The sequence below is a fragment of the Hamadaea sp. NPDC051192 genome, from assembly GCF_040682475.1.
GTDB classification, from domain to species: domain Bacteria; phylum Actinomycetota; class Actinomycetes; order Mycobacteriales; family Micromonosporaceae; genus Hamadaea; species Hamadaea flava.
Genome location: NZ_JBFBAZ010000069.1, coordinates 1 through 12,587 on the forward strand (window position 1 = coordinate 1; position 12,587 = coordinate 12,587).

Sequence of the window (12,587 nt, forward strand, 5' to 3'; positions counted from 1 at the left end):
GGACGGGCCGCGCGCTCGGGCGGACGGGCCGCGCGCTCGGGCGGACGGGCCGCGCCCTCGGGCGGACGGGCCGCGCCCTCGGGCGGACAGGCGGCGCGCTCGGGCGGACAGGCCGCGCGGAGGGCATGCCTCGGCGATTCCGCCCCGTTGTCCACAAAGCGCGGCTATCCACAGAAGTGGCGTTCGTCGATGGGTGCGGCGATCGGCGGAGCGCCTAGCGTCGCCGCGTGACCCAGCCCGACGAACCCGACGCCCGAGGCCGGCTGGCCGCCCTCGTAGGCAAGCCGTTGGCCAGCACCAAGCCGAACAGCCGCCCCGAGCAGAAGAGTCACGCAGCGGAACCGAGCAGCCGCGAAGCGGAACCCAGGAGCCGCGAGCTGAAGGCCAGTCTCGCCAGCGCTTTCGATCCCGGACGGCCGGGTCTCAAGGCGATCGCCGCGATAGCGGCGGTGGTCGTCCTCGCGGCGGCCGCGTACGCCTGGTTCTCCCGCCCACATGCCGAACCGGTCGCCCCCGCCCCCGCGTCGTCGGCAAGCGCTCCGACGACAGGGCTGATCGTCGCCGTCTCCGGGAAGGTGAAGTTCCCCGGACTCGTCCGGCTACCGGCCGGTGCGCGGGTCGCGGACGCGATCGAGGCGGCGGGCGGCGTACTGCCCGGCACGGATCTGTCCACGGTGAACCTCGCCCGGAAGGTCGCCGACGGCGAGCTGATCACCGTCGGCGCACCCGCGAACACCACCGCGCCGGGCACGGCCGCCGACGGCAAGGTCAACCTCAACACCGCGACGGCCGCCCAGCTCGACGCCCTGCCCGGGGTGGGTCCGGTGCTCGCCGAGCGGATCGTGGCGTACCGGGATCGCAAGGGCGGCTTTCGCAACGTCGGTGAGCTGCGGCAGGTCGAGGGCATCGGCGACGCCAAGTTCGAGCAGCTCAAGGATTTGGTGACGGTGTGACCGGCCGCGATCTCCGGCTGGCGCCGCTCGCCCTCGGCAGCTGGCTGGCGGCGTACGCCGCACTGCTCACGAGCCTGTCGACCGCAGTGACGATCACGACCGCAGCCACTGCGGCCGCTCTCGTCTTCCGTCGGAAGAGGATCGTCTGCCTGGCGTTGATCGGGGTCGCGTTAGGAGCCGGCGCGACAGCGGCCCGCCTCGCGATCCGGGACGATCCGGCGATCACGCGGCTGGTCGACGACAAGGCGACGATCGCGGCCGAGATGGTCGTCCGCGACGACCCCCGCTCCCTCCCAGGGCGTACGCCGTCTTGGCTGATCGACGCCGAACTGACGCGGGCGGACGACCTCCGCCTCAGCGTTCCGGTGCTGGTCATCGCCAGCGGCGACGGCGATTGGCGAGCACTGCTGCCGGGCCAGCGGATGGCGGTCACCGGCCGGCTCGGCGCGACGCGGGGTGGCGATCTCCAGGCAGCCGTCCTCGCGGTCAACCGGCCGCCGCGACTGATCGGCCGCGCGCCCTGGGCTCAGCGCGCCGCCGGAAGTCTGCGCGCCGGACTCCAGAAGGCTTGTGCGGGCTTGGAACCCAGGCGCGGCGGGCTGCTGCCCGGATTGGTCGTCGGCGACACCTCACGACTGCCGCCGGAGGTGCAGGAGGACTTCAAAGCGGCGGGGATGACCCATTTGACGGCCGTCTCCGGCTCGAACGTGGCGATCATCATCGGCTGCCTGCTGCTGTTCCTGCGCTGGTGCCGGGCCAGTCCGGCGATCTGTGCGGCGGCCTGCGTACTGGGGGTCGCCGGGTTCGTCATCCTGGCGAGGCCGTCGCCGAGCGTCCTGCGGGCCGCGGTCATGGGCGGTCTCGCGCTGGCGGCGTTGGCCACCGGCCGGGGCCGGGCGGCACTGCCCGCGCTGTCCGCGACCGTCGCGATCCTCGTGGTCGTCGATCCCGAGCTGGCCGCCGACGCCGGGTTCACCCTGAGCGTCTGCGCCACGGCGGGGTTGCTGCTGCTCGCGCCGGGCTGGCGGGACGCGTTGCAGCGCCGGCTGCCCCGGATCGCGGCCGAGGCGCTCGCGGTCCCGGCCGCCGCTCAGGTCGCCTGCGCGCCGGTCATCGCGGCCCTGTCGGGCTCGGTCAGCCTCATCGCGATTCCGGCGAATCTGCTGGCCACGGCTGCGGTCGCCCCGGCAACCGTGCTCGGCGTCCTCGCCGCGGCGATCTCACCGATCTGGCCGCCGGGCGCGGAATTCGCCGCCTGGCTGGCGAGCTATCCGGCCGCGTGGCTGGTCACGGTCGCGCGGGTCGCCGCCGGTTTGCCGGGAGCCGCTCTTCCCTGGCCCAGTGGTACGCCGGGAGCAGTGCTCCTGGCCGGGTTGACCGTGATGGCGCTCGTCGGGTTCCGCAGCGCGAAGGTGCGGCGGGTGGTGCTGGTCGTGACGGCGGCGGCGGTGCTGGGCGCGGCCCCGGTACGCCTTCTCGCCCCGGGGTGGCCGCCGAAGGGTTGGCTGGTGGTCGCCTGCGATGTCGGCCAGGGCGACGCGACGGTGCTGCGTACGCAGGACGGCGCGGCCGTCGTCGTGGACGCCGGTCCGGAGCCCGCGGCGGTGGCGGGCTGCCTGGACCGGCTCGGGATCACGACGGTTCCGTTGCTGGTGATCAGCCATTTCCACGCCGACCACGTCGGCGGTGTCGCCGGGGTGTTCCGGGGCCGCCGGGTCTCCGCCGTTCTGACGCCCGCCTGGCCGGAGCCGGTCGAGGGGCGTACGGGGGTGCTCGCGGCGGCGTCCGCCGCCCGCTCGCCGGTGAGCGTGGCCGCCCCTGGCGAGGTACGCCGCATCGGCCCGCTGACGATGACGGTCACCGGACCGGTGACCCCGTTACGCGGCACGAGGTCGGATCCGAACAACAACTCGATTGTGCTGAGCGTCTCGTTCGGGGGAACGTCGGTGCTGCTCACGGGTGATGCCGAGGTCGAGGAGCAACAGGAGTTGGTCGCGGCCGGAGTCGGTCGCGCCGACGTCCTCAAGGTCGCGCATCACGGTTCGGCCTTCCAGGATCCGGCGTTCCTGGCCGCCGTCGCACCGGCGATTGCGCTGGTCAGTGTGGGTGCGGGCAACGACTACGGGCATCCGAACCCGGCGGTGCTGGCGAGCCTGACCCGTGGCGGCGCGCGTGTCGTGCGTACGGACCAGGCGGGGGACGTCGCGATCGCCATCGACGCTGGTCAACTCACCGTGACGCCACGGTCGTGAATACCGATGTGCCGCCCACCCCGACGAGTGAGCGGATCATGGCGCTCGGCATGCGAGTATTGCGGTGTGAGTGCTCCCGCGCTGCTATTGGTTCTCGGTGACGAAGAGTTGTTGGCCTCCCGCGCCGTCAACCAAGTAGTGGAAGCGGTCAGATGGGACGATCCGGTCGCCTCGGTCAACGAGTTCCAGGGCAGCGATCTGCTCGCGGGCGAGCTGGCGGGCGCATTGAGCCCGTCGCTGTTCGGCGGTCGCCCGGTGGTGATCGTCTACAACGGACAGGACGCGAAGAAGGACCTGACGGCGGCGCTGCTCGCCTACGCGGCCGACGCCGATCCGGGGGCGACCCTGGTGGTCTGCCACGCCGGCGGCGCCAAGGGCAAGGCCCTCGCCGACGGTCTGAAGCAGGCGGGGGCGGAGGTCGCGCTGGCGGCCAAGCTGTCCCGGCATGCCGACAAGGTCGACTTCATCCGCTCGGAGATCCGGCGGCTCGGCGGCAAGTGCAGCGGCGAGGCGGCCGAGGCGCTGCTCGACGCGGTCGGCAACGACCTGCGCGAACTCGCTGCCGCGTGCAACCAGTTGATGGCCGACACGAATGGGCGGATCGAGCTCGACGTCGTGCAGCGGTACTACAAGGGCCGGGCCGAGGTCAGCGGGTTCGCCGTGGCCGACGCCGCCGTCGCGGGCGACATCCCGGCCGCGCTGGAGGCGTTGCGCTGGGCGCTGGCCACTGGTGTCGACCCGGTCCCGATCGCGGACGCGCTCGCCGACGGCGTACGCACCATCGCACGGGTCGCCTCGGCCGGGCGCGGCGGAAACGCGTACCAGTTGGCGAGCAAGCTCGGCATGCCCGCGTGGAAGATCGAGAAGGCGCAGCGGATGGCCCGGGGCTGGAGTCCGGAGGGCCTCGTGGACGCGATGGCCGCCGCTGCTGTGTGCAACGCCGAGGTCAAGGGCGGTTCCGACGATCGCGGGTACGCCCTGGAGCGGGCCATCATGGCGATGGCGGCGGCCCGGAGCGGGCGATGATCGCCGGCATCGCCGCGAAGGATCGTCCGTTCTACGCCCGAGTCCTGGGGCTGCACTACATCCGGCCCAGTGGCCTGCTGTGTTTCTTCTTCTTCGAGGGCGCGATCGCCCTGGCCACCCTGCTCGCCCTGGCCGAGCTGGTGACGTGGTGGGCGGTCGTGGTGCTCCCCGGTGCCATCGCGATCATGGTGAAGATCAACGATCTGATCGCGGGATTCGGCGCCCGCTCAGCGGCCCGCGCGCAGGCTCGGGCGGCGGTCCGCAGCGCCACCCGGCGGGCGGCAAAACGCGAGGCCAAGGCGGCCGGGCGGCAGGCCGCCCTCGCCTCGGCGGCTGCCGACGGCGGTCCCGCGCAGGTGGACGACGAAGACTTCCCCGATGAGGTGCCTGCCGTCGGCCGGGCCTCGGTGCCTCAGCCGTACGCCGGCCTGGCCGCCCCGGACGAGGTGCGTTCCAGCCAGGCCCGGCGGCGGCAGTCCGCCGCGCACCGCTACGACTGAGCCCGATCTGGTTCCAGGTACGCAAAAGCCCGCCGCCGATGAGGGCAGCGGGCTTGTCGCGTGTCTGGAGCGTCAGGCCGCGGCGACCGTGTTGAGCCGCTTGGCGATCGACGACTTGCGGTTCGCCGCCTGGTTCTTGTGGATGACGCCCTTGCTGACCGCCTTGTCGAGCTGACGGGAAGCGGCGAGCATCAGCTCCGACGCCTTGGCGGCGTCGCCGGCCTCGGACGCCTCGTGGAACTTGCGGATCGCGGTCTTCAGCGAAGACTTGACCGCCTTGTTCCGCAGCCGCGCCTTCTCGTTCTGGCGGTTGCGCTTGATCTGCGACTTGATGTTGGCCACGTGTCAGCCTCTCCTAGCTCGGGGCATCAACCCCGCTGAAGCGGGGACACAAAAGTTCGACGTGCCAGATTACCAGGCGCGGCCTTGGTCAGCCAAAGCGCAGGGCAGCTCGGGCGGACTAGGTCACCAGCGCCACTTCTGGCGACGCGCCAGCCATTCTATCGCCAGCCGCCCGCAGTGCCGCTGGTGGGTCCGGACATACGGGGAAGTCGGGATCTCCGGGTGCATGCCCTGGGTCAGGTAGTACCCGGCGAGGCCCGCCAAGGTCGCGTCGAGCGCGTCCTCGGGCGCGCCCGCGACGGCAGGATGCGTGGTGAACAGCGTATCCACGTCATGGTCGGGGGCTGCCGAGATCAGCAGGCTGACCAGGTCGAGCCAGGCCGGCCCTCGGCAAAGGTGGTTCCAGTCGCAGATCCACGCCGCCCCGGTGGTGTCCAGGATCACGTTGTCCGCCCGCAGGTCGCAGTGCATGACGCCGGGCATGGCATCGCCGTAGTCCAGCAGCCGTCGCTCCAACCGCGCGAGTTCGGCGAGATGCGGCTCCAGCCTGGGGTCCGGCAGCTCGGCCGCGCCCGAGAGCACGGCGGCCCAGCGGTCGAGGGTGCCGCGCATCACAGCGCTGAACGGATCCGGCGCGAACTCGGCCAACGCCGCCGGCATCGGCGTGAGCAGCGCTGCCGTTCGTGCGTACGCGTCCAGGGCGGCGGCCAGATCCGGTGCGCGCCACGGCAGTTCGGGCATGTGCGCGCCGTCCACCGCGTCGAGGCAGATCACGAAGTGCCCGGCCAGCTCCGTCGCCCAGCGCACCCGGGGCACCGGTACGCCGACCGGCAACGCCTCGGTGATCCGCGCCTCTTGGGCGTACCACTCGGCCACTGTGAGATCGAGCGGCGCGGCCTTGACGAAGGCGTGGAACCCGGCCACCGTGGTGAGGACCGCCGCGAAGCCTTGGGTGAAGCCGCTTCGGGCGACCCGCGCGGACGCGACCTCACCGCCGAGCCGCTCCGCGATCGCAGTGCGCAGCGACTCCGGCAACTGCTCCCAATCGGGCCGTTGCGCGGTCTCGGTGTACGGGATCATGCCCGGAATGGTCCCGTAGAGCCGCGATCGGACGCTAGTCGTTAAACCACCAGACCGAGGAGGCGACCGTGGAACTGGACGAGTTCTGGGACGTGATCGACGCCGCGCGGGCGGATGTCGCCGGCGAGATCGGCCAGGACGGCGAGGCGCTGGCCAAGGCGCTGACCGACCGGCTCGGGCGGCTGTCGCCCGCTGGGCGTACCGCGTTCGGGCAGACGTTCGCCCAGCTGAGCGCCCAGGCTCTCCGGTGGGACGTGTACGCCGCCGCGTACCTGATCGGGGGCGGCTGTGATCTCGACGGCTTCGAGGACTTCCGCTTCGGCCTGATCGCGACCGGAAAAGACTGGTACGCCAAGGCGCTGGCCGATCCGGACGCGCTCGCCGGGAACCCCGTCGTCGCCGAGGCGGCCGATTGGGACGACGACAGCGCGATCTTCGCCGAGCTGGTGGGCGACGCCGTCGCCGAGGTGTGCGCCGTCGATCTGCGCAAGCAGGGCGACCCGGCCGGCGAGCGGTTCGACGTCGACGACGACCTGATCATGCGGGCGCGGCTGCCGCGGCTGGCCGCGCTGTTCCTGGGCTGGCCCGCGAACGAGGGTTGCCGCTGCTAGCGCTACACGTGTCGGGGTTCGGGCCGGGCATGGGATCATAGGAGCGAGCTGCAGCCGCAGCGTCATCCCATCTGACGACGAAACGGACGATCCGTGCCTCCGACGCCCGGTGTGAACCAGCCCGGTGCCACCGAACCCGGTGCCATCCGGAACTTCTGCATCATCGCACACATCGACCACGGTAAATCAACTTTGGCCGACCGCATGTTGCAGCTGACCGAGGTGGTCGATCCGCGCCAGATGCGGGCGCAGTACCTGGACCGCATGGACATCGAGCGGGAGCGCGGCATCACGATCAAGTCGCAGGCGGTCCGCATGCCGTGGACCGTGCGCGAGGGGGAGCGGACCGGCGAGACGGTCGTCCTCAACATGATCGACACTCCGGGGCACGTCGACTTCACCTATGAGGTCTCGCGCAGCCTCGCCGCGTGCGAGGGCGCCGTCCTGCTGGTCGACGCCGCGCAGGGGATCGAGGCGCAGACCCTGGCCAACCTGTATCTGGCCATGGAGAACGATCTGACGATCATCCCGGTGCTGAACAAGATCGACCTGCCGGCCGCCCAGCCCGAGAAGTACGCCGAGGAGCTGGCCAACCTGGTCGGCTGCCTGCCCGAGGAAGTGCTGAAGGTCTCAGGCAAGACCGGGGTCGGCGTACCGCATCTGCTGGACGAGATCGTGCGGCGGCTGCCCGCGCCGATCGGCGACTCCGGTGCGTCCGCCCGCGCCATGATCTTCGACTCCGTCTACGACATCTACCGGGGCGTCGTGACCTACGTGCGAGTGGTCGACGGCCGGATCGAGGCCCGCGACCGGATCCGCATGATGTCCACGGGCGCCGTGCACGAGCTGCTGGAACTGGGAGTCATCTCGCCCGAGCCGGTCAAGTCCGGCGCGCTCGGCGTCGGCGAGGTGGGCTACCTGATCACCGGCGTGAAGGACGTCCGCCAATCCCGAGTCGGCGACACGGTCACGATCAACGCCCGGCCGGCCAAGGAGTCGCTCGGCGGCTACAAGGACCCCAAGCCGATGGTCTACTCGGGGCTCTACCCGATCGACGGGTCGGACTACCCGGCGCTGCGGGAGGCGCTCGACAAGCTCAAGCTGAACGACGCCGCGCTGGTCTACGAGCCGGAGTCGTCGGCCGCGCTGGGCTTCGGTTTCCGCGTCGGCTTCCTGGGCCTGCTGCACCTGGAGATCATCCAGCAGCGGCTGGAACGGGAGTTCGGTCTCGACCTCATCGCCACCGCGCCGAACGTGGTGTACCGCGTGCTGATGGAGGACGGCAACGAGGTCGTCGTCACCAACCCCAGCGAGTACCCGACGGGCAAGGTCGCCGAGGTGTTCGAGCCGGTCGCCCGGGTCACCGTGCTCGCGCCCAACGACTACGTCGGCGCGATCATGGAACTCTGCCAGGGTCGCCGCGGCACGCTGCAAGGCATGGACTACCTGTCCGCGGATCGCGTCGAGTTGCGCTACGTGCTGCCCCTGGGCGAGATCATCTTCGACTTCTTCGACCAGCTCAAGTCCAGGACCAAGGGGTACGCCAGCCTCGACTACGAGCCCTCCGGCGAGCAGTCGGCCGAGCTGGTCAAGGTGGACATCCTGCTGCAGGGGGAGACGGTCGACGCCTTCTCCGCGATCGTCCACAAGGACAAGGCCTACACGTACGGCACGACCATCGCCGCGAAGCTGCGCGAACTGATTCCGCGGCAGCAGTTCGAGGTGCCGATCCAGGCGGCGATCGGCTCCCGGATCATCGCCCGCGAGACGATCCGCGCCATCCGCAAGGACGTGCTGGCCAAGTGCTACGGCGGTGACATCACCCGGAAGCGCAAGCTGCTGGAGAAGCAGAAGGAAGGCAAGAAGCGCATGAAGATGGTCGGCCGCGTCGAGGTGCCGCAGGAGGCCTTCATCGCCGCGTTGTCGACGTCGGACAGTGGTGACTCGGGCGGCGGCAAGTCCGGGCGCAAGTGATGTTCTGCCCCCGGTGCGGGGCGGCCCTCTCGGCTGCCCCGCCTTCTCAGTGCGGGCAGTGTGCGTACCAGCTGTATGTGAACGCGAGACCCACCGCGAGCCTGATCGTGCACGACGGCGCGGGGAATTTCCTGGCCTTGAAACGGGCTCGCGAGCCGCAAGCGGGACTGTGGGAGACGCCGGGCGGGTTCTGCGACGGCTGGGAGGAGCCGGCGGCGGCCGCGGTCCGCGAGGGCCGCGAGGAGCTGGGCGTCGACGTCGTGCTGGGCGAGTTCGTCGGGATGTACGTCGGCAGCTACCTGTTCCAGGACGAGCTGCTGCCGGTGCTGGACTGCTTCTGGCTGGCCCGGTTGCCCGCGGGCGAGGTCACGCTCGATCCCGAGGAGTCGTCGGAGATGGCGTGGTTTCCGCTGGTCACAGCGCCTCCGATGGCGTTCGGCACGATGGACCGCGCGCTCACAGACGCCGTCCAGATCCTTTGTAGAAAAGATCAGTTCGCTGAGTAACGTCGGCGTCAACCCATCGTTACCCCAAGTGCAGTGTTTGCCGCTTTCGCCCGAATTGCCGGGGCTGAAGCGGACCTATGTGCACAAGGAGTGACAATGCAGATTAAGAAGGCCGGAGCTGTTGCCTTTGGCGCGCTCGCGACCGTCGCGGTGATCGGTGCTCCCGCCGCCGCTTCCGCCCACACCACTGAGGCCAAGGCGCAGTCGATGCGTGAGGTCGCCTCGCCCTTCCTCGGCGCCGCCCGTGACATGTGGCAGGCCCCGTGGGACGGCCCGCAGCAGTCCCTGGTCTCCGCCGGCACCGGTTCCGTCGCGAACGCCGCCGCGTGGCAGATCTGTGCGTCCAACGTCATGGCCGGCGTCGGCGGGGTCATCAACTCCAGCAGCCCGACCACCGTGCTCGACGGCTGCACCAACGCCAACGTCTGGCTGAAGCAGGACACCGTCCCGCCGGTCATCGGCGCGCTGAACGACACGGCGATCGCCGCCGCGTCGTGGCAGTTCTGCGGCTCCAACGGAGTCGCGGGCGTCGGCGGCACGGTCGCCCTCCAGACCCCGGCGACGGTGCTGGGCGGCTGCGACAACTCGAACATCGTGATCAGCGGCCCCGACGGCAACTACACCGAGGCCGGCACGGTGGCCACCGCGCGGACCAAGCTGTCCCCGCAGCAGAAGGTGGCCCTCAAGGCCGCCAAGCAGAACGCCAAGCAGCAGCGCATGGCGGTCAAGCGGCAGCGGCTCGCCGCCAAGCTAGCCGGTGTCGGCGGCGACCAGACCGACGTGGTCCGCGCCGCCTTCGGTGCCCGCAAGGACGCCCTGCTGAACAAGAAGATGCACACCGTCCGGACGGCGGCGGCGTCGCCCAAGGCCGGCATGGGCTGGGGCGCACCGTGGGACACCGAGCCGCAGTCGCTCGCGACCGTCGGTGACGGCTCGGCGGTTCAGGCTGCCAGCTGGCAGATCTGCGCCTCCAACGTGGTGGCCGGCGTCGGTGGCACCGTCGTCAGCGGCTCGCCCGACGCGGTCTTCGGCGACTGCCGCAACGCGACCGTGAAGATCTCCCAGGACGACCCGACCTCGGTCGTCTCCGTCCTGGACAACACCTCGATCAACGTGGCGCCGTGGCAGGTCTGCGGTTCCAACTCGGTCGCGGGTGTCGGCGGCACCGTCGCGCTCCAGTCGAGCACCACGGTCTTCGGCGCTTGCCACAACGCCGACACGATCATCGACTGACGTCGGGTTCGGCGGTAACGAACAGTTCGACGGTGGGGCGGATCGACGGGTCCGCCCCACTTCCATGTCCGCTGCCATGCCCGCTGCCATGCCCGCGGCCGGCTGCGACGGTCCGCGTCCGCGGTGGTACGCGGTAACGAGATCAGCTTCGGGTCGTTACCCAAAGTGCAGTGTTTGCACCAGTTAGAAGCATTTGTCCACTTTCTTTGGACCAATCTCCAGTACGAGGAGTGACCATGCAGGTGAGAAAGGTGGGGGCGGTCGCCGTCGGCGCGCTCGCGACCGTGGCCGCGATCGGCGCACCCGCCGCCGCGGCACCCGGCTTGACGACGCAGCACGGTGACGCGTCCGCCACGACCGCCGCCGCGACCACCGGTGCCGCGAAGGCGCTGGACAGGGTGGGCGAGCCGTTCTTCCAGCCGCTCATCACGATCGGCGTGGGCTCCTCGGTGAACGCGGCCGCCTGGCAGATCTGCGGCTCGAACGCCGTCGCCGGCCCGGGTGCCGTGGTCACCTCGGGTACGCCGCACACGCAGCTGGGCGACTGCACCAACGCCAACGTCCGGCTCAAGCAGGACGCCGTGCCCGGCGTCATCTCCATTTTGGACGACACCTCGGTCAACGCGCTGCCGTGGCAGGTCTGCGGCTCGAATGTGGTGGCCGGCGTCGGCGTACAGGCCGCGGTCAACTCTCCGGCGACCGTGGTGGGCGACTGCGACAACGCCAACACGCAGATCACCGACGGCAAGAACCTGGGCGGCCCCAACAGCCTGGTGTCGTTGCTGTCCGGCTCGGTCGTCAACGCGGCCGCCTGGCAGGTCTGCGGTTCGACCGCCGTCATGGGGGCGGGCGTCTCGGCCGGGTTCAACTCGCCGACCACCGTCACGGGCACCTGCCGCGACAGCAACAACCAGATCAGCGTACGCGAGCCGCAGGCGGACATCCCGCTGCTCAGCAACGTGGTGCTGGACGTGCTGCCGCTCCAGACCTGCGCGCAGGACTCGCTCGTCTCGCTCGTCGGGCTGTCGCCGGCCATCAACAGCCCGGCCAACGTGCTCGGCGGCTGCGTACCGCCGCACTCGATCTACGAGTAGGCCGCTTCAACGCGAAACGGGGGCCCCGACCGAGGCCCCCGTTTTCGTGATCACTTCTAGCGCAGCCAGGGGATGGCGCGGTCGAGCTGGCCGCGCTCCTTCAGCTCCTTGCGCAGCGGGATCTCGTCGTCGATGTAGCCGTCCCAGTTGATGCCCCAGTAGTTCGCCGAGTGCGGCGCCTCGCCGAGCAGCTGACGCTGCACCGGGGTGCGGTTGGCGTACCACTCGCCGTTGGGGTCGAAGTCGATCGCGTCCAGGTGCCGGATCCAGCGGTAGGTGTAGCCGACGAACAGCATCTTCCGCGTGATGGTGGAGAGGTTCGTCGACCGGGAGTGCCACTGGCGGCGGTCGAAGATGAACGCGTCACCGGGGTTCGCGGTGATCTCGACGGTGCCCTCGGGGTCCGGGTTGTGCACCGAGAGGTCGGCCGGGCGGGGCAGCGAGTTCATCAGGTGGCTGCCCGGGATGACCTTGGTGGCGCCCCGGCCGGTCTCCGACAGGTCGGAGAGCACGTACGCGATCTTCAGCGAGAACATCGGCCGCGGCAGGTTCGGGTCCATCGTCTCCGGGTCGGAGTTCTGCCGGTAACCGTCCTGGTGCCAGCCCCAGTAGGGCTTCTCCGGCTCCTTGGCCGGCGGGGTCACGTCGAGGTGGTTGTGGTGCGAGTAGATGTTCCAGCCGGCGAGGCCCCACATGTACGGGAGGACCTTGGGGTGCGTCAGCAGGTCGCCGAACAGCTCGTCCCGGTTGAGGAAGCCCAGGAGGTGAACGGTGCCGTCCTTGTGCCGCCCGGCCTCGAGCTCCTCGGCGTAGACCCGGTCGACCGCCGCTTCCAGGTCGGCCCGGTGCTCGTCGGTCAGCACGTTGCGCAGCAGCAGGAAGCCCTGCTCGTGGAACTCTTTGCGATCGACCTCGCTGATCGGCTCGTAGCCGGTGAGGCCATAGCCGTAGTCCTTCTTCGCCATGTCTCCCCTAGGGTGGTAAGCGGTCTGGGAGGGACCGGTCGGGACCGCTGC

The 12,587-nt window shown here is 70.4% G+C and carries 12 protein-coding genes; 9 read left to right on the forward strand and 3 right to left on the reverse strand.

Translation table 11 applies throughout. From position 1 onward, the window contains the following. Positions 1-227: 227 nt before the first annotated feature. From AB0M47_RS25825 to AB0M47_RS25840, 4 genes are read left to right on the forward strand one after another with little or no spacing between them, the layout of a single operon-like run. The gene (locus tag AB0M47_RS25825; protein WP_363418486.1) at positions 228-953 is read left to right on the forward strand and encodes a ComEA family DNA-binding protein; all 726 of its coding nucleotides are present in this window, start codon (positions 228-230) and stop codon (positions 951-953) included. Continuing rightward, positions 950-3,205 carry a ComEC/Rec2 family competence protein gene (locus AB0M47_RS25830; protein ID WP_363418488.1) on the forward strand — a complete coding sequence of 752 codons (2,256 nt, stop codon included), beginning with the start codon at positions 950-952 and terminating at the stop codon, positions 3,203-3,205. Before AB0M47_RS25825 ends, AB0M47_RS25830 begins: the two co-directional genes overlap by 4 nt. Positions 3,206-3,211: 6 nt before the next feature. Continuing rightward, the gene (gene holA / locus AB0M47_RS25835; RefSeq protein ID WP_363418489.1) at positions 3,212-4,231 is read left to right on the forward strand and encodes a DNA polymerase III subunit delta; all 1,020 of its coding nucleotides are present in this window, start codon (positions 3,212-3,214) and stop codon (positions 4,229-4,231) included. Beyond that, on the forward strand, positions 4,228-4,731 hold the full coding sequence (locus tag AB0M47_RS25840; RefSeq protein WP_363418491.1) for a hypothetical protein: 504 nt from the start codon (positions 4,228-4,230) through the stop codon (positions 4,729-4,731). Before holA ends, AB0M47_RS25840 begins: the two co-directional genes overlap by 4 nt. Before the next feature lie 72 nt (positions 4,732-4,803). On the opposite strand, the gene rpsT is transcribed toward AB0M47_RS25840, so the two are convergent. Next, entirely contained in the window at positions 4,804-5,073 is a 270-nt protein-coding gene (gene rpsT / locus AB0M47_RS25845) for a 30S ribosomal protein S20 (RefSeq protein ID WP_363418493.1), read from the reverse strand. 123 nt (positions 5,074-5,196) lie between these two features. Further along, on the reverse strand, positions 5,197-6,153 hold the full coding sequence (locus AB0M47_RS25850) for a phosphotransferase (protein ID WP_363418495.1): 957 nt from the start codon (positions 6,151-6,153) through the stop codon (positions 5,197-5,199). A gap of 68 nt (positions 6,154-6,221) precedes the next feature. Between AB0M47_RS25850 and AB0M47_RS25855 the strand changes: the two genes are divergently transcribed. The 5 genes from AB0M47_RS25855 to AB0M47_RS25875 all read left to right on the forward strand — a co-directional run bounded on the left by AB0M47_RS25855 (position 6,222) and on the right by AB0M47_RS25875 (position 11,571). Then, the gene (locus AB0M47_RS25855) at positions 6,222-6,764 is read left to right on the forward strand and encodes a DUF4240 domain-containing protein (protein WP_363418497.1); all 543 of its coding nucleotides are present in this window, start codon (positions 6,222-6,224) and stop codon (positions 6,762-6,764) included. Between the two features lie 93 nt (positions 6,765-6,857). Continuing rightward, positions 6,858-8,738, forward strand: a complete 1,881-nt coding sequence (gene lepA, locus AB0M47_RS25860; protein ID WP_363418499.1) for a translation elongation factor 4 — start codon at positions 6,858-6,860, stop codon at positions 8,736-8,738. Positions 8,739-8,815: 77 nt separating this feature from the next. Next, the gene (locus tag AB0M47_RS25865; RefSeq protein WP_363418501.1) at positions 8,816-9,244 is read left to right on the forward strand and encodes an NUDIX domain-containing protein; all 429 of its coding nucleotides are present in this window, start codon (positions 8,816-8,818) and stop codon (positions 9,242-9,244) included. Positions 9,245-9,340: 96 nt separating this feature from the next. Continuing rightward, a complete protein-coding gene (locus AB0M47_RS25870; RefSeq protein ID WP_253760893.1) occupies positions 9,341-10,477 on the forward strand; it encodes a hypothetical protein in 1,137 nt (378 codons plus the stop codon). Between the two features lie 236 nt (positions 10,478-10,713). Beyond that, complete coding sequence (locus tag AB0M47_RS25875; protein ID WP_363418503.1) at positions 10,714-11,571, forward strand: hypothetical protein; 858 nt, start codon at positions 10,714-10,716, stop codon at positions 11,569-11,571. A gap of 56 nt (positions 11,572-11,627) precedes the next feature. On the opposite strand, the gene AB0M47_RS25880 is transcribed toward AB0M47_RS25875, so the two are convergent. Further along, entirely contained in the window at positions 11,628-12,536 is a 909-nt protein-coding gene (locus AB0M47_RS25880) for a phytanoyl-CoA dioxygenase family protein (protein WP_363418505.1), read from the reverse strand. Between the last annotated feature and the right edge of the window lie 51 nt (positions 12,537-12,587).

Excerpts from the sequence above, each read along its gene's own strand:
- holA (WP_363418489.1), top strand. The coding sequence starts at position 3,212 with ATGTGCCGCCCACCCCGACGAGTGAGCGGATCATGGCGCTCGGCATGC.
- AB0M47_RS25840 (WP_363418491.1), top strand. The coding sequence starts at position 4,228 with ATGATCGCCGGCATCGCCGCGAAGGATCGTCCGTTCTACGCCCGAGTC.
- AB0M47_RS25850 (WP_363418495.1), bottom strand. The coding sequence starts at position 6,153 with ATGATCCCGTACACCGAGACCGCGCAACGGCCCGATTGGGAGCAGTTG.
- AB0M47_RS25870 (WP_253760893.1), top strand. The coding sequence starts at position 9,341 with ATGCAGATTAAGAAGGCCGGAGCTGTTGCCTTTGGCGCGCTCGCGACC.
- AB0M47_RS25875 (WP_363418503.1), top strand. The coding sequence starts at position 10,714 with ATGCAGGTGAGAAAGGTGGGGGCGGTCGCCGTCGGCGCGCTCGCGACC.
- AB0M47_RS25880 (WP_363418505.1), bottom strand. The coding sequence starts at position 12,536 with ATGGCGAAGAAGGACTACGGCTATGGCCTCACCGGCTACGAGCCGATC.